Origin of the sequence: Campylobacter australis (assembly GCF_050586305.1) — a bacterium.
Classification (GTDB): Bacteria; Campylobacterota; Campylobacteria; order Campylobacterales; family Campylobacteraceae; genus Campylobacter_A.
The window spans coordinates 143,377-162,790 of the sequence record NZ_JAXUAA010000003.1; the positions used below are offsets into that span (position 1 = coordinate 143,377).

The 19,414-nt window shown below is 39.2% G+C and carries 22 protein-coding genes; 12 read left to right on the plus strand and 10 right to left on the minus strand.

Annotation, left to right across the window (positions count from 1 at the left end; genetic code table 11):
• Positions 1-7: 7 nt before the first annotated feature.
• Genes purN through tig form a run of 7 tightly spaced genes read right to left on the minus strand, consistent with a single transcriptional unit; the run spans position 8 to position 6,983 of the window.
• On the minus strand, positions 8-592 hold the full coding sequence (gene purN / locus U5B17_RS05825) for a phosphoribosylglycinamide formyltransferase (protein ID WP_430804421.1): 585 nt from the start codon (positions 590-592) through the stop codon (positions 8-10).
• Positions 574-1,974 (minus strand): NAD(P)H-hydrate dehydratase, encoded by a 1,401-nt coding sequence (locus U5B17_RS05830; protein ID WP_430804422.1) that lies wholly within the window; start codon positions 1,972-1,974, stop codon positions 574-576. Before U5B17_RS05830 ends, purN begins: the two co-directional genes overlap by 19 nt.
• On the minus strand, positions 1,971-3,491 hold the full coding sequence (locus tag U5B17_RS05835) for a YifB family Mg chelatase-like AAA ATPase (RefSeq protein ID WP_430804423.1): 1,521 nt from the start codon (positions 3,489-3,491) through the stop codon (positions 1,971-1,973). Before U5B17_RS05835 ends, U5B17_RS05830 begins: the two co-directional genes overlap by 4 nt.
• Positions 3,488-4,003 (minus strand): peptide deformylase, encoded by a 516-nt coding sequence (gene def, locus U5B17_RS05840; RefSeq protein ID WP_430804424.1) that lies wholly within the window; start codon positions 4,001-4,003, stop codon positions 3,488-3,490. The genes U5B17_RS05835 and def overlap by 4 nt, the downstream gene beginning before the upstream one ends.
• A complete protein-coding gene (locus U5B17_RS05845; protein ID WP_430804425.1) occupies positions 4,000-5,043 on the minus strand; it encodes a GGDEF domain-containing protein in 1,044 nt (347 codons plus the stop codon). Before U5B17_RS05845 ends, def begins: the two co-directional genes overlap by 4 nt.
• A 9-nt stretch (positions 5,044-5,052) precedes the next feature.
• On the minus strand, positions 5,053-5,643 hold the full coding sequence (gene clpP / locus U5B17_RS05850; RefSeq protein ID WP_430804426.1) for an ATP-dependent Clp endopeptidase proteolytic subunit ClpP: 591 nt from the start codon (positions 5,641-5,643) through the stop codon (positions 5,053-5,055).
• Positions 5,643-6,983 carry a trigger factor gene (gene tig / locus U5B17_RS05855; RefSeq protein ID WP_430804427.1) on the minus strand — a complete coding sequence of 447 codons (1,341 nt, stop codon included), beginning with the start codon at positions 6,981-6,983 and terminating at the stop codon, positions 5,643-5,645. The genes clpP and tig overlap by 1 nt, the downstream gene beginning before the upstream one ends.
• 120 nt (positions 6,984-7,103) lie before the next feature.
• Here tig and folE point away from each other — a divergent pair, with 120 nt between their 5' ends.
• Together folE and fliI are read left to right on the plus strand one after the other, a co-directional pair.
• A complete protein-coding gene (gene folE, locus U5B17_RS05860; RefSeq protein ID WP_430804428.1) occupies positions 7,104-7,676 on the plus strand; it encodes a GTP cyclohydrolase I FolE in 573 nt (190 codons plus the stop codon).
• Positions 7,673-8,983: a flagellar protein export ATPase FliI gene (fliI, locus tag U5B17_RS05865; protein ID WP_430804429.1), complete on the plus strand. Its 1,311-nt coding sequence runs from the start codon at positions 7,673-7,675 to the stop codon at positions 8,981-8,983. Before folE ends, fliI begins: the two co-directional genes overlap by 4 nt.
• On the opposite strand, the gene U5B17_RS05870 is transcribed toward fliI, so the two are convergent.
• Both U5B17_RS05870 and U5B17_RS05875 read right to left on the minus strand, forming a co-directional pair.
• Positions 8,980-9,177, minus strand: a complete 198-nt coding sequence (locus tag U5B17_RS05870) for a hypothetical protein (RefSeq protein WP_430804430.1) — start codon at positions 9,175-9,177, stop codon at positions 8,980-8,982. The two genes, fliI and U5B17_RS05870, sit on opposite strands and share 4 nt — an antisense overlap.
• A 46-nt stretch (positions 9,178-9,223) precedes the next feature.
• Positions 9,224-9,685: a redoxin domain-containing protein gene (locus U5B17_RS05875; RefSeq protein WP_430804431.1), complete on the minus strand. Its 462-nt coding sequence runs from the start codon at positions 9,683-9,685 to the stop codon at positions 9,224-9,226.
• A 114-nt stretch (positions 9,686-9,799) separates the two neighbouring features.
• Between U5B17_RS05875 and fabZ the strand changes: the two genes are divergently transcribed.
• The 8 genes from fabZ (at position 9,800) to U5B17_RS05915 (ending at position 17,805) form a co-directional block, all read left to right on the plus strand.
• Complete coding sequence (gene fabZ, locus U5B17_RS05880) at positions 9,800-10,246, plus strand: 3-hydroxyacyl-ACP dehydratase FabZ (RefSeq protein WP_430804432.1); 447 nt, start codon at positions 9,800-9,802, stop codon at positions 10,244-10,246.
• A 9-nt stretch (positions 10,247-10,255) separates the two neighbouring features.
• Positions 10,256-11,044, plus strand: a complete 789-nt coding sequence (gene lpxA / locus U5B17_RS05885) for an acyl-ACP--UDP-N-acetylglucosamine O-acyltransferase (protein WP_430804433.1) — start codon at positions 10,256-10,258, stop codon at positions 11,042-11,044.
• Positions 11,044-12,246 (plus strand): ATP-dependent Clp protease ATP-binding subunit ClpX, encoded by a 1,203-nt coding sequence (clpX, locus tag U5B17_RS05890; RefSeq protein WP_430804434.1) that lies wholly within the window; start codon positions 11,044-11,046, stop codon positions 12,244-12,246. The genes lpxA and clpX overlap by 1 nt, the downstream gene beginning before the upstream one ends.
• A gap of 19 nt (positions 12,247-12,265) precedes the next feature.
• Positions 12,266-13,303 carry a rod shape-determining protein gene (locus U5B17_RS05895; RefSeq protein WP_230056792.1) on the plus strand — a complete coding sequence of 346 codons (1,038 nt, stop codon included), beginning with the start codon at positions 12,266-12,268 and terminating at the stop codon, positions 13,301-13,303.
• Positions 13,293-14,048, plus strand: coding sequence for a rod shape-determining protein MreC (gene mreC, locus U5B17_RS05900; protein WP_430804435.1), 756 nt, complete (start codon positions 13,293-13,295; stop codon positions 14,046-14,048). Before U5B17_RS05895 ends, mreC begins: the two co-directional genes overlap by 11 nt.
• Positions 14,048-17,305: a carbamoyl-phosphate synthase large subunit gene (gene carB, locus U5B17_RS05905; protein ID WP_430804436.1), complete on the plus strand. Its 3,258-nt coding sequence runs from the start codon at positions 14,048-14,050 to the stop codon at positions 17,303-17,305. Before mreC ends, carB begins: the two co-directional genes overlap by 1 nt.
• Before the next feature lie 114 nt (positions 17,306-17,419).
• Positions 17,420-17,590, plus strand: a complete 171-nt coding sequence (locus U5B17_RS05910) for a DpnD/PcfM family protein (RefSeq protein ID WP_430804437.1) — start codon at positions 17,420-17,422, stop codon at positions 17,588-17,590.
• A gap of 20 nt (positions 17,591-17,610) precedes the next feature.
• Entirely contained in the window at positions 17,611-17,805 is a 195-nt protein-coding gene (locus tag U5B17_RS05915; protein ID WP_430804438.1) for a DpnII family type II restriction endonuclease, read from the plus strand.
• Here U5B17_RS05915 and U5B17_RS05920 read toward each other — a convergent pair.
• A complete protein-coding gene (locus U5B17_RS05920; protein ID WP_430804439.1) occupies positions 17,743-18,057 on the minus strand; it encodes a DpnII family type II restriction endonuclease in 315 nt (104 codons plus the stop codon). The genes U5B17_RS05915 and U5B17_RS05920 overlap by 63 nt on opposite strands.
• Positions 18,058-18,096: 39 nt before the next feature.
• Between U5B17_RS05920 and U5B17_RS05925 the strand changes: the two genes are divergently transcribed.
• Together U5B17_RS05925 and U5B17_RS05930 are read left to right on the plus strand one after the other, a co-directional pair.
• Positions 18,097-18,438, plus strand: coding sequence for a DpnII family type II restriction endonuclease (locus tag U5B17_RS05925; protein ID WP_430804494.1), 342 nt, complete (start codon positions 18,097-18,099; stop codon positions 18,436-18,438).
• Positions 18,426-19,250 (plus strand): DNA-methyltransferase, encoded by an 825-nt coding sequence (locus tag U5B17_RS05930; RefSeq protein WP_430804440.1) that lies wholly within the window; start codon positions 18,426-18,428, stop codon positions 19,248-19,250. Before U5B17_RS05925 ends, U5B17_RS05930 begins: the two co-directional genes overlap by 13 nt.
• Positions 19,251-19,414: the final 164 nt, after the last annotated feature.

Consider the following 19,414-nt stretch of genomic DNA (forward strand, 5'->3'; position numbering starts at 1 on the left):
GTAAAAACTAAAACTGCTGTTCGCATAAAATTTTAACTATGCTTTGTGGTAAAATTTCATGCTCTATGGCGTGAATTTTATCCTTCCAAGCCTCTTTGCTCATATCTTTTTCACGCTCAAATGCGCGTTGAGCGATAAGTTTGCCACCATCAAGCTCTTCGCTAACCCAGTGTACGCTCACACCACCTATTTGCATGTCACTATGAAAGCTTTCATCTATGGCATGTGCGCCTTTAAAAAGTGGAAGTATAGATGGGTGCAAGTTTATGGCTTTTATCTGTGTTGTAAAAACAGGTGTTAAAATTCTCATAAAACCAGCAAGAACTACTAGGTCAATGTTATTAAGTTTTATTTGCTCAACTAAAACTTTATCAAACTCCTCTCTTGAACTAAAGTTTTTGTTTTCTATTATTATCGTTTTGATGCCAAAATTCTTTGCTCTTGTGATACCGTAGGCGTCTGGCTTGTTACATATAGTTAGCGCAACCTCTATATGTATTTGATTAAAAACTTTGTTATGAATCTGCTCTAATATCGCTTGTAAATTTGATCCATTGCCGCTAAAAAGTACGGCTATGCGTTTTTTAACCATTTTATCCCCTTTATGATGTCGTTTGGTGTGAGTGCGTAGCTATTTGCTTTAAAATTTCTTGCTGCTTGTGCGTGGGCTAAAGTTGCTGTGATAGCGGCTCTTAGTGGGCTAAAACCTTGAGCTAAAAGTCCAGCTATAAGCCCTGAAAGTACATCGCCACTACCACCTTTAGCAAGCGAGCTATTGCCTTTAGCCATGATAAAAAGACGCCCATTTTTAGCTATGATAGTATTTGCGCCTTTTAAAACCAGCACACACTTAAATTTCTTGCTCCATATTTTTGCATATTTAAAACGCTCATTTTGTAGCTGTTTTATGCTTAAATTCGCAATGTTGGCCATACTCAAAAGAGAGCAAAACTCAGCAGGGTGCGGTGTTAAAACACACTCTTTGTTTAAAATATCAAAAATTTTATCACTTCTACAAAGTGAAGCATCAAGGACTAGTTTTTTATTTTTTAGGCTTTTAAAGTCTATGTTGTTTATATTATTTTCGCAAAGCCCCATGCCAAGGGCTACGACATTCATTTTAGAAGTTATCTTGGTGGTTTGCATGATAGACGCATCAAGAGCTAAAGATCTTTGAGAGATAACGCTTACAAGTCCTGCACCAATACCACTTGCAGCAAGCGCGGCTAGCTCGCAAGCTCCGTTAAATGTGCCATTTATAAAGGCTGCGTGACCAAAGTCGCCTTTGTTTGTATTTTTTCGTGTTCGAAATGGTAGTTTAAGCTCTTTTTTAGTTAGCAAATACCCATCTGCCGTACCTTCAAAATTTGCCCTACTTATGCCAAGATCGGCAACTTTTATATGTCCTACAAAATCCTTTGCGAGATCAGAATAAAGCCCCAGCTTTGGTGCTCCCATTGTGATAGTAGCATCAGCTTTAAAGCACGCACCTAAAATTTGCCCACTTTCATTTAGTCCGCTTGGAATGTCGCAGGCGATTTTATAGGACTTGAAGTGGTTTAGTCTATTTATAATCTCAGCTTCTTTTTGATTTAAGCTTTTGTTAAGTCCAGAACCAAAAAGTCCGTCTATAATACACTTTGCATCTTTTATAGCGGTGCTTAAATCTTTTGAAATTTTTACACCAAAATTTTGTGCTGCATTTAGCTGGAATTTTGACATATCATTTAGTTCATCAAAGTGCAAATATACTTCGCACTTATATTTTTTGGCTAAGATTCTAAGCGTGGCTATAGCGTCTGCAGCGTTATTTCCTTTGCCGGCAATAGCCAAAATTTTACTGCCTTTTTTGATACGCTTGCAAATGTGCTTGGCTAAAGCATTTGCAGCATTTTCTATTAAAATTTCATCACTAAGCCCTAAATTTATGGCTCTTTCATCAAGTTTTTTTGTGTTTAAAAAAAGTTTTTTCATATACTATCTCGCTTAGTTCTAAAGCTTAGGGCTTCGATGATATGCGTTTTTTCAATGAGCTGGCTTTGCTCTAAGTCAGCTATCGTGCGAGCTACTTTTAGTATTTTTTTAATGCCTCGTTGAGAGAGCGCAAAACGCTTAATCCCAAGCTCTAGCATCTCTTTTGCTTCGTCTTGAAGTAGGCAAAATTTAGTCACATCTGCATCGTTTAGTTTTCCGTTGCTCTCAGCTTGTCCTCGTTTTTTACAAAATTTAAAAGCTTTTAAAACTTGCTCATGAAGCTCTTTAGAGCTTACATCAGCACGGTCGTTTGAAGCTACTTCATCCATTTGTACATAAAGGTCGATACGATCAAGTATGGGCTCTGAAAGGCGCGACTTGTAGCGATTTATCTCGCTTTGTGTGCAAGTGCAAGTTAGCTCTTTTGAGAAAAGTTTGCCACATGGGCATGGATTTAGTGCGGCAGCAAAGAGAAATTTTGTCTCGTAAGTAACTTTAGAATTTACTCTTGAGATGTGAATTTTATGATCTTCTAATGGCTCACGCAGACTTTCGATGAGCTGTTTTGGAAAATGTACAAATTCATCAAAAAAGAGCACACCCCCATTTGCAAGAGCTATCTCGCCTATTTTTGCAATATTTGATCCACCGCCAAATATTGAGCTTTTAGTGCTTGTGTGGTGTGGCGCACGAAAGGCTCTAATGGAGCTAAATTCGCTATCTTGTAGGTTTAGTGAGCGGTATGCCGCAGCGCTTAAAACCTCTTTTAGGCTTTGTGGCGGCATGATATATACAAGTCGCTTAGCGCACATGCTTTTTCCGCACCCAGGACTACCTTCAAAGATGATGTTGTGCATGCCAGCAGCAGCTATCAAGCAGGCTCTTTTGGCTCTAGTTTGTCCTAAAATATCTGCAAAATCAAGTGTAAAATTTTGATTTGGCAGATATTTTTCACCTTCAATCTCAATAGTATTTTTAAAAATTTCATGTGAGTTTTCATGCTTACAAGTTTCAGCAAAGTTGTGATCTTTTAAAAAATTTATAGCATCATTTAGCGAGCTAACCCCATAAATTTCAAGATTTGGTATAGCTGAGGCTTTGTGTGCGATAGAGCTTGGCACAAGTACTTTTGCACTTTGTACCTTTGTGCTTAAAAATAGCAAAAGTGAAAACAAATTTGCTGTTGATTTTATGCTGCCATCAAGCCCAAGCTCGCCAAAGACAAATATCTTTTCTAAGCTTTCTTTACGCTCTAGTGCTATAAGCAGCGCAATAGCAAGGTCAAAATGCGATCCGTTTTTTGGTATATCTGATGGTGAGAGGTTTATTGTGATTTTTTGTGCTGGAAAACTAAAATTTAGAGCCAAAAGAGCAGACTTTACACGCTCACTACTCTCTTTTATGCTACTTCCAGCAAGTCCTACTATGCTAAAACCTGGCAAACCACGAGAAAAAGTTGACTCAACATCTACGATGTGTAGTCCGTCTAGGTATGTGGCGCATTTTAGGGACTTCATTTATCTTTTTGCTTGTTTTTTTTGTACTCTTTATCAAATTTTTTACGCTTGTTAAAACCGATACGCTCGATAAAAAGGTGTCCATCCAAATGGTCATTTTCGTGTTGTAGTGCGATAGCCAAAAGCCCATCTGCTTCTATGACTTTCTCGTTTGCAAATCTATCTTGATACCTCACTCTTACAAACTCTGCGCGTTTGACATCTTCATAATAGCCAGGCACACTTAAGCAGCCCTCTTGAAAGGTAGTCTCTCCTTGTTTTAGCTCAAAAACTGGGTTTATAATCTCAATTAAGTCAGCTTTGTTTTGCTCGCCATCTTCATTTACTAAATTTATAATGAGAATTCGTTTTGCTATACCTACTTGTATCGCTGCAAGACCTATGCCTTGGCTATTTAGCATCGTTTCATACATATCATCAAGTAGCTTATGTAGCTCGCTATTAAACTCCGTTACCTCTTGAGAACGAGTAAAGAGCTTTTTGTTTGGATAGGTTAAAATTTCAAGGATCATTCGGATTCCATTATTATTGGTTCGGTAGCGGTTGGGTTGTTTTCAAGCATATCGATAGCTTCTGAGAGTGCCTCTTCCCTGCTTTTTTGTTTTGTTAAAGAGTTAGCTACCATTTGTACTTCTAACGAAATTTCTTGGTCATTTTGCTTGACATTTATGTTTGATAGCAGTTTTAGAATTCTATTGCTTGCTAGCTTTGCGCCAGAGATGTCAGTGTGCTTCATTATAATAGCAAATACACCATCTCCATAGTGCGCTATGATATCGCTTTGTCTTGATGTTTTTTGTAGTGTGTTGGCTAGAGTTTTTAGCATTGTGCTTTTTTCAGATAAATTTTGCATACCAGAAAAGCTCATAACACTAGGGCGCAGCAACATAAAAGATGACTTATATCCGTAGCGTTTAACAGAGTCTATTTCGGTTTGCATGGCGCCTAGTAAAAAGCGTTTATTATAAACATCAAAGACCGAGTCATAAACGGCTTGCTCTTCGATATTTTTAAATATTCTACCTATCTCTTCGTAGTTTATTTTAATAACATCAACATGTTTATCCATTAGAACAGATAGTTTTAGTAAATCTTCATTAAAAGTGCTTATGACATTTTGTGTGGCAAGGATATCCGTGTTGCTTTGAAGTGTGCTAAGATGTTTTTTGGCAATACCTTTCATAAGTGCTAAATTTTTATATATAAGAGCCACGGCTTGAAGCATACTTTTTATCTGACCAAAGCTATGTTTTATCTCTTTTTCAATATAAATTTGTCCATCATGTTGCATTGAGGCACTATCTTCTGCATAAAAGTCTAGCGCGCTGCCAAGCTTTTGCTTAAATTCATCTCCACGCTCATCAAGCAACTTGTCAAAGTAGATAGAGTAGTTGCTTGGTATAGATGGTATATTGTTTTGATTTAGCTCATTTAGGACACTTTGAGAAAATTCAAAGATATTATTTTCTTGCTCTTTTTGTGGTCCTATATGCAGACTATCGCCTGTTATGCGTACATTTTCACGCCTTTTGCTACTATCTATCTTTACCACGATATTGCCTTATTTAAAACTCTTTTCTAAAATTTTATCTATTAGACCATAGTCTTTGGCTTCGGCTGCACTCATAAAGTTATCGCGCTCGGTGTCTTTTACAATTTTTGCTAGTTTTTGACCAGTATTTTTAGCCAATGTAGCATTTAAAACATCTTTTAAGCGCAAAATTTCACGAGCATGGATCTCTATATCAGTTGCCTGACCTCTAGCACCACCTAATGGTTGATGTATCATAATGCGTGAATTTGTGAGTGCATAGCGCTTTCCTTTTGCGCCAGAGCTTAGAAGAAATGCACCCATGCTAGCCGCCTGACCAATGCAAATCGTGCATACATCAGGCTTTATGTAGTTCATAGTGTCGTATATGCTAAAGCCACTTGTTACTACGCCGCCAGGACTATTTATGTATAGATATATGTCTTTATCTGGATCTTCTGCCTCTAAAAAAAGTAGCTGGGCGACGATGGCAGAGGCCATGCCGTCCTCGATCTCGCCACTTAGCATGATGATGCGATCCTTTAAAAGGCGCGAGTAGATGTCGTAGCTTCGCTCGCCTTTGCTTGTACGCTCAACTACAACAGGAACGTAATAGCTCATTACTCAGCCTTCTCATCGGCTTTTTCAGCTTTTTTGTTTGACTTTTTTTCCTCTTTATTAAACATCTCGTTAAATAACTTCTCTTCGATCATCGACATCTTAATCGCTGGTAGCATGCCCTGCTGGCGATACATATCAAGGTGTTGCTTTGGATCACGACCGCTTCTGTAAGCTTCAAAATACACCGCTTGAATAACCTCTTGATCGCTTACTTTTACATCTCTTACGCGTGCTAGCTCATCGATGATAAATGTTAGACGAACGCTATTTTCTGCATCTTTGCGAAACTCTTCACGCTTTTTCATAAGCGCATCGCGGTCATCTCTAAATTTATTCATCTCATCTTCGCTAAAGCCAGCCCAAGCGTTTCTAAATTGCATATCAATCTCTTGCTCGACGATATTTTTTGGAATATCAAATTTATACTTCTCAACCGCAGCTTCAGCAAATTTTGGCTTTAGATCTTCGTTGATTAGAGTTGCCATTTTTTCACTTCTAATTTGCTCTTTTATACGCTCTTCTAGTAGCTCTTCTGTTGGTTTTTCTTCATTTGGTATAATAGCTTTTAATGTATTTTCATCGATAGTTTCAGGGATTTTTCGCTCTTGAATTTCATGTAGTTTTACTTTAAAAATAGCTGGCTTGCCTGCTAAATTTTGTGCTCCATACTCAGCCGGGAAAGTAACTTCTACATCTTTTTCTTCGCCTGGTTTTAGCCCTATCATACCATCTTCAAAGCCCGGAATAAACTGACCTGAACCAATCTCCAGCACATAGTTTTCAGCCTTGCCACCATCAAATGCAACACCATCTACAAAGCCCTCAAAGTCAAATTTTGCAAAGTCGCCATTTTTAAGTGCGCGTTTTTTCTCGACAGTTTCAAGGGGAGCCATCATTTTTAAAATTTCATTTTTCTTCTCATCAATATCTTTTTTAAGTACTCTTGGCGTTGAAAATTCAGGGATAATAGCCTCATATCCAGTAATATCAACAACTGGTTTAAATGATATGGTCATTGTCACATCTGCGCCGTTGTCATTGCGCTCAAATTTATCTACTGTCGGCTCGCCTATAACATCAGTGTTTGTTTTATTAAGTTCTTTTAGAGCACTTGTTAAAATGTCTTTAAATATCTCTTGTTCTGCGTCTTTTTCAAGCTCTGCTCCATATCGTTTCATAACGACTGCTGCTGGCACATGACCCTTTCTAAAGCCGTCTATTTTCATATTTTTGCTAGCTTGCTTTGCTAGCTTTTCAAGCGCTACTTTTAGTTCTTGTGCGCTTACTTTTGCGACAACTTCGCTATTTACGCTGTCGATTGCTTTGGTTGTGATTTGCATTTACTTCCTTTTTTATAAAAAATTTAAGTAAAAATATAGCAAAATTTTCCTTAATTTTGAAATTTATAGTTTCAAAAGGCGTTTTTTATTAGAATAAGCAGATAAAAATATGGAGAAAAAATGCAAGAAAGTTTTGAAAATTCAGTCAAAAATATGTTAACAATAATAGGTGAGGATGTTAATCGCGAAGGACTTATAAAAACTCCAGAGCGCGTGTTTAAGGCATTTAAGTTTTTAACAAGCGGTTATGAGCAAGATCCAAATGAGATTTTAGGCGATGCGCTTTTTGAAAGTAGCAACAACGAGATGGTTGTGATACGAGATATAGAATTTTACAGCCTTTGTGAGCATCATTTGTTGCCTATTATAGGGAGGGTTCATGTGGCTTATATACCAAATGGCAAGGTTGTTGGGCTAAGCAAAATACCACGCATGGTAAATGTATTTGCAAGGAGATTGCAGATACAAGAGCAAATGACAGAGCAAATAGCCACTGCGCTTGAGGAGGTCATACGCCCAAAAGGTGTTGCTGTAGTTGTTGAGGCTAGGCATATGTGTGTTGAAATGAGGGGAGTGCAAAAGATAAACTCAACTACGACTACATCTGCATTGCGCGGAGCATTTATGAAAAATGGCGAGACAAGAAAAGAGTTTTTCTCGCTTATAAACTCACCAAAGGAACATCGCTTTTGAGCTTAGCGCGCCTAAATTATAAGTTACAAAACGAGCATATACCGCTCTCAAATATCTTTGGTACTATCGTTAAGATAAGTGCTACTACGATAGAGATCACGGGACTTCGCCCAAGTATAGGCGACATAGTAAATATTGTCGCTAAAGATAAGAGTAAAGATGGTCTTGGTATGGTTACGCAAGTTAGCGATACTATAAGCTATGTAAGCCCATTTGGCTTTGTTGAGGGTTTTAAGATAGGCGACTTTGTCTATGCGAGCGATCAGGGTATGAATATCCCAGTTGGAGAGGCTTTGCTGGGACGAGTTGTAGATCCTTTTATGCGTCCAGTGGATGGTAAAGGCTTAATAGATACGACAGAGTTTATGCCTATAATGCGCGCACCCATAGATGCCATGAAGCGTGGGCTTATAAATGAGCCTTTTAGCGTTGGGATAAAGGCTATAGATGGGCTTCTTACTTGTGGTAAAGGTCAAAAGCTTGGAATTTTTGCTGGCTCTGGCGTTGGTAAATCAACACTTATGGGCATGATAGTAAAAAATACGCTAGCTCCTATAAAAGTTGTCGCGCTCATTGGCGAAAGAGGGCGCGAGGTGCCTGAGTTTATAGAGAAAAATTTAGGTGGCGACCTAGCTGGAACAGTTGTCATCGTAGCCACTAGTGATGATAGCTCATTAATGCGTAAATACGGTGCATTTTGTGCGATGAGCGTTGCTGAGTACTTTAAAGAGCAGGGGCTTGATGTACTTTTTATCATGGATAGTGTGACAAGATTTGCCATGGCGCAGCGCGAGATAGGGCTTGCACTCGGCGAGCCACCTACTTCAAAAGGCTATCCACCAAGCTCGCTTACGCTTTTGCCACAGCTTATGGAGCGTGCTGGTAAGGAAGAGGGCAAGGGCTCGATAACAGCGTTTTTTACGGTACTAGTCGAGGGTGATGATATGAGTGATCCAATCGCTGATCAAAGTCGCTCTATCTTAGATGGGCACATAGTACTAAGTCGTGAATTAACAGACTTTGGAATTTATCCCCCAATTAATATACAAAATTCCGCATCTCGTGTTATGGGTGACGTTATAAATAAGGCTCACAAGGCTGATGCTATGAAATTTAAGCGCCTTTATTCGCTTTTAAAAGAAAATGAAATTTTGCTTCGTATCGGGGCATACCAGCGTGGCAATGACAAAGAGCTTGATAATGCTATCTCAAAAAAAGACTATATGTATGACTTTTTGCGTCAAAACTCAGAGGACAAATTTAGCCTTGAAGAGATACAAGGTCTTTTGGCTCAAGTAAATTCTTAGCTTGATTTTATCACGCTATCTTTTGCCCAAAACTCACCTTTGTTTTGTTTTTCTTTGATTAAGATCATATTTGCCTTATACTCGTGCTCTCTTTCGTTTCTGCTGTGATTTAGGTGAAATAGGTTTGCGAAGTATTTGCAAGAGTGCATTTTTATACCGAATATGCTCCAGTCGCCACTGCAAGTCAGTATCATCTCTTATCAGGCGCAAATGGCAACGCTTCATCTATGTCATTTACTTTTAGGATATCATATTTAAAACACTATTAGCATCTTCATTTGGCTTGGCTATAAATTCTAGTCGTTTTGCCAGCTTACCATTTTTAAAAATAAGCGTTTGGCGGTGGTAAAATTTCTTGCCGTCGCCACTTTTAAGCGTTTTTAGGGCTAGTAAATTTTCAAGCTCAAACTCAGCATCCGAGTAAAACTCAAAATCAACCCCAATTGACGCCTTAAACTCCGCCATAGCCATAACATCAAGTGAGCTAATGGCGTAAATTTCATAGCCTTTTTGGCAAAAATTTGCAAGCTCACTCTGATATGCCATACACTGATTAGAACAGCCTGTAAGTCCAGCAAAATTTTCATACTCAGCCGGAAGAAATTTCGCACTTGCGCCGATCTTTGGTAGCAGTAAAACAATTGAGTTTTTGCCTGCTATTAATGCGTTAAAATCGACTTTTTTACCTTGTAAATCTCTCATACAAATCCTTTAAAAATTTTACAAATAATAATACGAGAACCTTTAAAATAATCTTTTTCTTAGCAAATTTTAGCTACAATCTAGCAAAATTTCAAACATTACAAAGGCACAAAAGTGATAGATGTTGTTCAGATACAAAAAATTCTCCCGCATAGATTTCCGTTTTTACTCATCGATCGCGTTACTGCGATCACACCCGCCCAAGATATCGTAGCGTATAAAAATGTAACTATTGGAGAGCCGATATTTCAGGGGCACTTCCCAGATCATCCGATATATCCGGGCGTGATGATCATAGAGGGCATGGCGCAAGCTGGCGGAGTGCTTGCGTTTAAGTCTATGAGCGATGAGCATCAAGCAGGCATTGAAAACAAGGTCGTGTATTTTATGAGTATCGATGGAGCAAAATTTCGCCATCCAGTACGCCCAGGCGACAGATTAGAGTACCGCTTAAGCGTATTAAAACATAAAGGCAATATTTGGGTGCTTGAGGGCAAAGCCTATGTTGATGATGTGCTTTGCGCTGAGGCAGAGCTAAAAGCAATGATCGTTGATAAATAAGGCAAAGTTATGAAAAATATACATCCAACAGCTGTCGTTGAAGACGGCGCGATAATCGGCGATGGCGCAAACATCGAAGCCTACGCTTATGTAAGCCGCGATGCGGTACTTGGCGAAAATGTCACGATAAAGCAAGGTGCGAGAATTTTAGGAAAAACTAGCATTGGTGATGGCGGTAAAATTTATAGCTACGCGATCGTGGGCGATATTCCGCAAGATATTAGCTATCGCGACGAGGAAAATACAGGAGTTATTATCGGCAAAAATGCAACTATTCGCGAGTTTTGCACGATAAACTCAGGCACACACAAGGGTGATGGTATCACTCGTATCGGTGATAATGCCTTTATCATGGCGTATTGCCACATCGCACACGACTGCATAATCGGAAATAATGTTATCCTAGCAAATAACGCCACTCTAGCAGGACATGTGCAGATGGGTGATTATGCCGTTGTAGGCGGTTTAACGCCAGTGCATCAGTTTGTTAAAATCGGTGAAAGCTGCATGATAGCTGGCGCCAGTGCGCTTAGCCAAGATGTTGTGCCGTTTTGTCTGGCTGAGGGCAACCGCGCCTACATTAGAAGCTTAAACTTGGTAGGAATTCGTAGAAGATTTGATAAGGCTGAAGTTGAAGAGCTAGTAAGTGCGTATAAATTTTTATTTAATCACGGAATAGCCATAAAAGAGCAAGCCAATGAGCTTATCGCAAAAACAAGTAGCCTGAATGTACGCAAAATGTGCGAGTTTATACTCCACACCGCTCGAGGTATCCCACTTGCAAAAGGACGAGAATAATGGTAAATAGATGTAGCTTTTGTGGGAAATTTGAGACAAATGAAGAAAAACTTTTACACAATGAAGATGATAGTGCATTTATATGCGAAGAGTGTGCAAGTGCAGCGTATAACCTTTTTAGGGGCGAAGGCGATGATGAGCCTGTAAGAGCTGACTTTCAAAACATTACACCAAAGGATTTAAAGGCTGTTTTAGATAGTTATGTTATCGGACAAGAGCATGCTAAAAAGGTCTTTAGCGTCGGTGTTTATAACCATTATAAGAGAATTTTTAAACAAACAGATATAAAGGATGATACAGAAATTTCAAAGTCAAATATACTCCTTGTCGGTCCAACTGGTAGTGGAAAAACACTGATGGCTCAGACTTTGGCTAAATTTTTAGATGTTCCTATAGCTATTTGCGACGCTACAAGTCTAACAGAGGCGGGATATGTTGGCGAAGATGTTGAAAATATCTTGACTCGCTTACTTCAGGCAGCAGATGGCGATGTAAAAAGAGCTGAGCAGGGGATAGTTTTTGTCGATGAGATAGATAAGATAGCTAGAATGAGTGAAAACCGCTCGATAACTCGCGATGTATCAGGGGAGGGTGTTCAGCAAGCACTTCTAAAAATAATCGAAGGAAGTCTTGTAAATATCCCTCCAAAGGGCGGCAGAAAGCATCCTAATCAAGAATTTATCCAGATAAATACGCAAAATATTTTATTTGTTTGTGGTGGTGCATTTGATGGGCTTAAGGAGATTATTGAGCGTAGAGTTGGTAAAAATGTGCTTGGCTTTACTCAAGATAAACGCTCAAAGCAAGAAAAAGATGAGCTTTTAAGTCTGCTAGAAAGCACTGACTTAGTTCATTTTGGTATTATCCCTGAGCTTATTGGCAGACTTCATGTTGTGGCTACTTTAAGAGAGCTTGACAAAGATGATATGATAAAAATTCTTACCGAGCCTAAAAATGCCATTGTAAAACAGTATCAAAAACTATTTGCTATTGATAATGCAAGTTTAAAATTTGATATACAGGCACTTGAGGCGATAGCTGAGCAGGCTATAGAGCGCAAAACTGGAGCAAGAGGTCTTAGGTCTATCATTGAAAATGTCATGCTAGAGACTATGTATGAGCTTCCAGAGCTTAGTGGATATGAGGTTGTCATAAATGATGATGTTGTTAAAAGGGGCGCAAAGCCAGTTTATGTAAAGTAGTAAAATTTAAAGGAAAAAGATGTTATTTGATCAACTTATTGGTTTTTTCTCAAGCGATATGGGTATCGACTTAGGCACGGCAAATACGCTTGTGCTGGTAAAAGATAAGGGTATTATTATAAACGAACCAAGCGTTGTTGCTGTTCAGCGTGAAAAATATGGTAAACAAAAAATTCTAGCCGTAGGACAGGCTGCAAAAGAGATGGTCGGTAAAACCCCGGGTGATATAGAGGCTATCCGACCTATGCGCGACGGCGTTATAGCTGACTTTGATATGACTGAAAAGATGATACGCTACTTTATCGAAAAAACTCACCGCAGAAAGAGCTTTTTACGCCCTCGTATAATCATCTCAGTGCCTTATGGTCTTACGCAAGTTGAGCGAAAGGCGGTTAGAGAGAGTGCTTTAAGCGCTGGTGCCAGAGAGGTTTTTCTTATAGAAGAGCCAATGGCAGCAGCAATAGGAGCTGACTTACCAGTGCGTGAGCCACAAGGAAGCCTTGTTGTGGATATTGGTGGCGGAACAACAGAGATAGGTGTTATCTCTCTTGGTGGTCTTGTTATTAGTAAGTCTATCCGCACAGCAGGCGATAAGATAGATGCTAGCATAGTAAATTATATAAAAGAGAAGTATAATCTGCTAGTTGGAGAGCGAACAGGTGAAGAGATAAAAATTTCAGTTGGATCTGCTGTTCCGCTTGAAAAAGAGCTAAATATCGTAGTTAAAGGGCGTGATCAAATGACAGGTCTTTTAAGTCGTATTGAGCTAACTAGCGAAGATGTAAGAGAGGCAATGAGAGAGCCATTAAAAGAGATGGCGGACGCTTTAAAGACTGTTCTTGAGATGATGCCGCCTGATCTTGCTGGAGACATCGTTGAAAATGGTGTTGTGCTAACTGGTGGTGGCGCGCTTATAAGAGGACTAGACAAATATCTTTCAGATATTGTAAAACTTCCAGTAAGTGTGGCTGATGAGCCACTTTTGGCTGTTGCAAGAGGCACTGGAAAGGCATTAGAAGAGATAGGACTGCTTCAACAACTAAGCAATGAAGACTAAAATTTTATTTTTTATCTTCGTTGTAGGGCTAATAGCTCTATCTATCTATAAAGGCTCTGAAATTTCAAGAGTTACGACTGATCTTAGCAACTCAGTCGTTAGCCTCTATCTAAATTTCGCCCAGTCTGTAAAAGATAGCATTGGTAAGCACTTTTCACAGGCTTCCCAGATAGAAAAGCTAAAACAGCAAAATGCAGAGCTTGAGCGTTCAGCGACGCTTCTAGCGACATTTGCAAATGAGTTAAATACCGTCTTAAAAGACAAAAACGCTACCAAGTATGACCCTCGTGTTAAGCTTGTGCGTGCGTTAAGTTATGCGAATATGGGCGATTATAGTAAATTTTATGTTGGTGGATTTAGCGACTTTAATGAGAGTAAAATTTATGGACTGATATATCAAGGAAACAGTGCGGGCGTGCTTGTTCAAAAAGATGGCAAGCCGCTTGCACTTTTACAAAATGATCCAAAAAGTATATTTGCTGTGTTTATAGGAGATAAGCAAATCCCAGGTATGGCGCACGGCACAAAAAATGGTGTTGTTATAAAATTTATACCACAATGGCTTAGTGTAAATATTGGTGATGAGGTTTTTACAAGTGGTCTTGATGGTATATTTTTTAGCGGTGTGCCAGTAGGAAAGGTAACGGAAGTGATTGAGGAGAGCTCGTATTACAGTGCTATAGTGGAGCCATATATGAAGGCTATGACGCCAAATTTTTTATATGTAGTGATAAAGGATAAATAATGCCAAAAAGAACGGATATCAAAACTATTTTGCTAATCGGCTCAGGACCGATAGTTATCGGTCAGGCATGCGAATTTGACTACTCTGGAACGCAAGCAACAAAGACGCTAAAAGAGCTCGGATACCGCGTTGTACTTATAAACTCAAACCCAGCGACGATCATGACCGATCCAGACTTTGCCGATGCGACTTACATCGAGCCAATCAGTAAAGAGAGCATTAAACGAATAATCAAAAAGGAAAATGTAGATGCTATCTTGCCTACCATGGGCGGACAGGTTGCACTCAATGTCGCTATGCAGCTTTATGAAGATGGAGTGCTTGGTGATGTAAAATTTTTAGGCGCAAATCCAGAGGCGATAAAAAAGGGCGAAGATAGGCAAATTTTTAAAGAGCTTATGAAAAAGATCGGTATGGACTTGCCAAAGTCTGCATACGCTCACAGCTTTGATGAGGCGATGAAAGCAGCGGTAGAGATTGGCTTTCCGCTGATGATTAGAGCTAGTTTTACTCTTGGCGGTGCAGGTAGTGGTGTGGCTTATAATATAGATGAGTTTAAGGAGCTTGCTGAGCTTGGATTAAGTGCTAGCCCGATAAATGAAATTCTCATCGAAGAGAGCTTGCTTGGCTGGAAAGAGTATGAGATGGAGGTCATACGAGATAAAAATGACAACTGTATAATCGTTTGTTCTATCGAAAATTTCGATCCTATGGGCGTGCATACGGGCGATAGTATCACGGTAGCTCCAGCCCTAACGCTAACAGATAAAGAGTATCAAGTCATGCGAGATGCAAGCTTTGCGATACTTCGTGAGATCGGCGTTGATACGGGCGGAAGCAATGTCCAGTTTGCTATCCACCCAAAAACTGGTCGCATGATAGTTATCGAGATGAATCCAAGAGTCTCTCGCTCATCTGCCCTAGCGAGCAAAGCCACAGGCTATCCTATAGCAAAGGTAGCTACACTTCTTGCTGTTGGATTTAGCCTTGATGAGATCAAAAACGACATCACGGGCACGGCGGCTAGTTTTGAGCCAGTGATTGATTATATAGTTACTAAAATCCCACGCTTTACCTTTGAAAAATTCCCTGGCTCAAGTCCATATCTAGGCACCGCGATGAAGTCTGTGGGTGAGGTTATGGCGATAGGCAGGACATTTAAAGAGAGCGTTCAAAAGGCACTTTGTAGCTTGGAGCGTGATTTAGCTGGATTTAACAGGCTAAAATTAAGTAAAGATGACCTTATTTTTGGGCTTAGAAATGCAAATGAGCGTAGAATTCTCATGGTCGCTGAGGCGTTTAGAGCTGGACTAAGCGTAAGTGAGATACATGAATTTTCTAAAATCGATCCGTGGTTTTTACACCAAATTTCTGAGATAGTTGAGTTTGAAAACCGCATTGATATGGATATTTTAAACGATGAAAATTTACTCCGCACTGCAAAAACTATGGGCTTTTCGGATAAGATGATTGCACTTTTGATAAATGAAAAAGACAACCTAGAGCTTAGCCAAAATGACATTTACTACGCTAGAACTAAGCTTGGTATCACGCTAGAATACAACGAAGTAGATACTTGTGGTGGCGAGTTTAAGGCACTTACGCCATATCTTTACTCCACGACTAATATCACAAAACTTCCACCACAAACCACACCTAATGATAGCGCCAAAAAAGTTATGATCATTGGTGGCGGACCAAACCGCATAGGACAGGGCATTGAGTTTGATTATTGCTGTGTGCATGCAAGCTTTGCACTGCGTGATCTTGGTGTAAAAACGATAATGTATAACTGCAATCCAGAAACGGTTAGCACTGATTATGACACGAGCGATGTGCTTTACTTTGAACCGATCGATTTTGAGCATCTAAAAAGCGTGATCGAGCGAGAGAACCCAGATGGAGTGATCGTGCATTTTGGCGGTCAGAAACCGCTAAAATTTGCCAAACGCCTAAGTATCTGGGGTGCAAAAATCATAGGAACTACCGCTAGGACGATCGATATCGCCGAAGACCGCAAGAAATTTAGTGAGTTTATCGATAAGATCGGTGTTTTGCAGTCTAAAAACGACACTGCTACAAGCGAAGAAGAAGCGATAAAAAAAGCAGCGGCTATCGGCTACCCAGTACTTGTGCGTCCTAGTTATGTTCTTGGCGGTCGTGCAATGAGACGCGTGCATAGTGAGTCTGAACTGCGTGAGTATATGAGTGAAGCGGTAAATGTCAGCAACAACTCACCAGTACTTTTGGATAAATTTTTACAAGACGCCACCGAGCTTGATGTCGATGCGGTAAGCGACGGCAAAGAGGTTTATGTGGCTGGCATTATGGAGCATATCGAAGAAGCTGGCATCCACTCAGGGGACAGCGCTTGTATGTTACCGCCGATGAGTTTAAATGATGAGATGATAGCAAAAGTAAGAGCCCAAACTCGTGATATAGCCTTAAATTTAGGCGTTGTGGGACTTATGAATATCCAGTTTGCGATTTATGAGAACGAGCTTTATATGATCGAGGTAAATCCGCGAGCAAGCCGCACCGTGCCATTTGTAAGTAAAGCCACAGGTATGCCAATCGCCAAGGTCGCCACTCGAGTGATGTGGCAGGGTAATTTGCGTGAGGCACTGAAATTTTACGATAAATACGGCGTCCTAGATGAAGTAGATGGCGTTTTGATCGCCAAAAAGCAGCCGCATTACTGCGTAAAAGAGGCGGTATTTCCATTTAATAAACTAAGCGGTGCTGACCTTATCCTAGGACCTGAAATGAAAAGCACAGGTGAGGTTATGGGCGTGAGTGCAAATTTTGATAGTGCATTTGCTAAATCTCAACTTGCCGCATCAAATATCTTGCCAACCAGCGGAAATGTCTTTTTGACCTTAGCGGATGCTGATAAGCCTTATGCGGCGACTCTTGCCAAGGATCTTATCGCACTTGGATTTAAGATCATCGCTACTGGCGGAACGCATAAAATTTTAAACGAAAACGGCGTAACGGCGGAGTTTGTCTATAAGATCAGCGAGAGTCGCCCAAATATCGAAGATAAGCTTAAAAACGGCGATATAGCGATGGTTATAAATACAAGCGATAGTAAGTCAAACTATGAAGACGGTAAGAAAATTCGCCAAAATATCATGCGGTTTAAGTTACCATATTTTACGACAATCCGTGCAGCACTTGTCGCCGCAAATTCGATCAGATCGCTTCAAAGTGGCAGAGCCTATGATGTCAAGAGCTTGCAGGAGTATTTGGTTTGATAAGTGGGCAAAGGTATTTTGAAGCTAATGACACAAATCAAATGTTAAATTTGTCGATTATGAAAGTATTTAAGACCATATAAACAAAGAAAGTCAGGCGCTATGCGGCACGATATGAGAGAATTTGAGATACAAATCAGTGAAATTTTGGTAAAAACTATAAAAATTAAAGCCAAAGATCAGCAAGAGGCGTGTATGATCGCAAAAAAGGCTTATGATGATTCTGAGATAGTGCTTGATGCGGGGGATTTTTTGAGTGTTGAGTTTAAAATTTTGAAAGAATGATTTAGAATTTAGGATATTTTATGGGTTTGAATTTGACAAATTTTGATGATTTTTTAAGACAACTTCGCAAGACAAATGCAAGGTTGAGCTATTTTACAGACTTTAACAAATGTGATGAAAATTTACAAAAAATCTCAATCAAGCTTAATACTCTAAATTTTTTGCTTGGCAAAAGTGATTTGAAAACAAATATTTTCACAATTAAAAATTTCTGAAATCATATTTGCAAACATCTTTCCAGCACGATTTTTGCGTCCATTGCTATCAAGCCCAACCTCAATGCCAAAAACATAATCATCTAAATTTTTGATTTTAGCGTTTGTAAAAATTTCCTCCAAGCCAGTTTCGCAAAAAAATTCATAAACCTTTTTGCTACTTTCAAAATAGCTTTCAAGTGTTGTGATTTTATTACTTGCATTTAATACACTTGTATTTTTGTCACGAACAGCAATTAGCAGATTTAACACATCAAAACATCTTTTATCGTAGTCAAATAGCTTGGAAATATTTGTTTTCAAACAGAGGTTAGTAGCAACGAGCTTGGTTTAAATTTGGGCAGCGATCAAAAAGTATTTGATTTTGTTGTAAAAACTGCAAACAAAACATATTTAATTGAGACAAATTTTTATAGTGTAGGTGGCTCAAAGCTAAATGAAGTAGCAAGATCTTATATTGAGATAAGCGAGAAAATATCTTGCATAAATGGCTTTGAGTTTATCTGGATAACGGACGGACAAGGCTGGCTTAGCTCAAAAAACAAACTAGAACAAGCTTATAAAAGTGTAAGAATTTATAATCTTGCAACACTGCATAGCTTTATATCAGGGCTAAAAAAATGTCTAAAATAGATGAGAATTTCACTCTTTTTCACGGCGATACATTTGAGATTTTGCCAAAATTTAGCCAAGAGTTTGATCTTATTTTTGCTGATCCACCTTATTTTTTATCAAATAATGGATTAAGTATTCAAAGCGGCGAAATTGTAAGTGTAAATAAGGGCGAATGGGATAAAAGTTATGGCATTGACGAGATAGATGAGTTTAATATAAAATGGCTAAAATTTGCTAAAAATTCACTTACGAACAACGGCTCTATTATGATAAGCGGCACTTATCATAACATCTTTTCTATCGGTAGGGCATTGCAAAAACTTGACTTTAAAATTTTAAACATCGTCACTTGGCAAAAGACAAATCCACCGCCAAATTTTAGCTGTCGTTATCTTACGCATAGCACAGAGCAGATTATTTGGGCTAGAAAAAGCGATAAACATAAGCATATTTTTAATTATGATCTGATGAGAAAAATCAATGGCGATAAACAGATGAAAGATGTATGGAGCTTTCCAGCGATAGCACCTTGGGAGAAGTCGTGTGGTAAGCATCCTACACAAAAACCACTTGCACTTTTGGTTCGGCTTATTTTGATGGCAAGTAGTGAAAATAGCATCGTTTGTGATCCATTCGCTGGCTCATCTACTACAGGCATTGCTGCAAATTTGCTTGGTAGAAAATTTGTTGGGATCGAAAGAGAGCGCGAATTTTATGAGATTTCGCTAAAACGCAAGAGCGAGCTTGAGTCTAACCGAGAAAATTTTAAAAAACGGCTTAACGATTTGCGATTTTTGGAGCCTAGTTTGCTTGATATCTCATTAAGATAAACTAGTGATATATTATTAAAGTTATGATTTACAAGGCAAATTTAGCCGATACAGCGAGTATGATTTGGTATCAAAGCCCTATCAACGCTTTCGTGCAGATAAAGCGACAAATCGCAATCATAAGGCGGACTTTACGCTTGAATATCTGCATATTTTAAGGAAAA

Coding starts and splice junctions, on each gene's coding strand:
- purN (WP_430804421.1), bottom strand. CDS start 592: ATGGTTAAAAAACGCATAGCCGTACTTTTTAGCGGCAATGGATCAAAT.
- U5B17_RS05830 (WP_430804422.1), bottom strand. CDS start 1,974: ATGAAAAAACTTTTTTTAAACACAAAAAAACTTGATGAAAGAGCCATA.
- U5B17_RS05835 (WP_430804423.1), bottom strand. CDS start 3,491: ATGAAGTCCCTAAAATGCGCCACATACCTAGACGGACTACACATCGTA.
- def (WP_430804424.1), bottom strand. CDS start 4,003: ATGATCCTTGAAATTTTAACCTATCCAAACAAAAAGCTCTTTACTCGT.
- clpP (WP_430804426.1), bottom strand. CDS start 5,643: ATGAGCTATTACGTTCCTGTTGTAGTTGAGCGTACAAGCAAAGGCGAG.
- tig (WP_430804427.1), bottom strand. CDS start 6,983: ATGCAAATCACAACCAAAGCAATCGACAGCGTAAATAGCGAAGTTGTC.
- folE (WP_430804428.1), top strand. CDS start 7,104: ATGCAAGAAAGTTTTGAAAATTCAGTCAAAAATATGTTAACAATAATA.
- U5B17_RS05870 (WP_430804430.1), bottom strand. CDS start 9,177: ATGATACTGACTTGCAGTGGCGACTGGAGCATATTCGGTATAAAAATG.
- U5B17_RS05875 (WP_430804431.1), bottom strand. CDS start 9,685: ATGAGAGATTTACAAGGTAAAAAAGTCGATTTTAACGCATTAATAGCA.
- lpxA (WP_430804433.1), top strand. CDS start 10,256: ATGAAAAATATACATCCAACAGCTGTCGTTGAAGACGGCGCGATAATC.
- clpX (WP_430804434.1), top strand. CDS start 11,044: ATGGTAAATAGATGTAGCTTTTGTGGGAAATTTGAGACAAATGAAGAA.
- U5B17_RS05895 (WP_230056792.1), top strand. CDS start 12,266: ATGTTATTTGATCAACTTATTGGTTTTTTCTCAAGCGATATGGGTATC.
- mreC (WP_430804435.1), top strand. CDS start 13,293: ATGAAGACTAAAATTTTATTTTTTATCTTCGTTGTAGGGCTAATAGCT.
- carB (WP_430804436.1), top strand. CDS start 14,048: ATGCCAAAAAGAACGGATATCAAAACTATTTTGCTAATCGGCTCAGGA.
- U5B17_RS05910 (WP_430804437.1), top strand. CDS start 17,420: ATGAGAGAATTTGAGATACAAATCAGTGAAATTTTGGTAAAAACTATA.
- U5B17_RS05915 (WP_430804438.1), top strand. CDS start 17,611: ATGGGTTTGAATTTGACAAATTTTGATGATTTTTTAAGACAACTTCGC.
- U5B17_RS05930 (WP_430804440.1), top strand. CDS start 18,426: ATGTCTAAAATAGATGAGAATTTCACTCTTTTTCACGGCGATACATTT.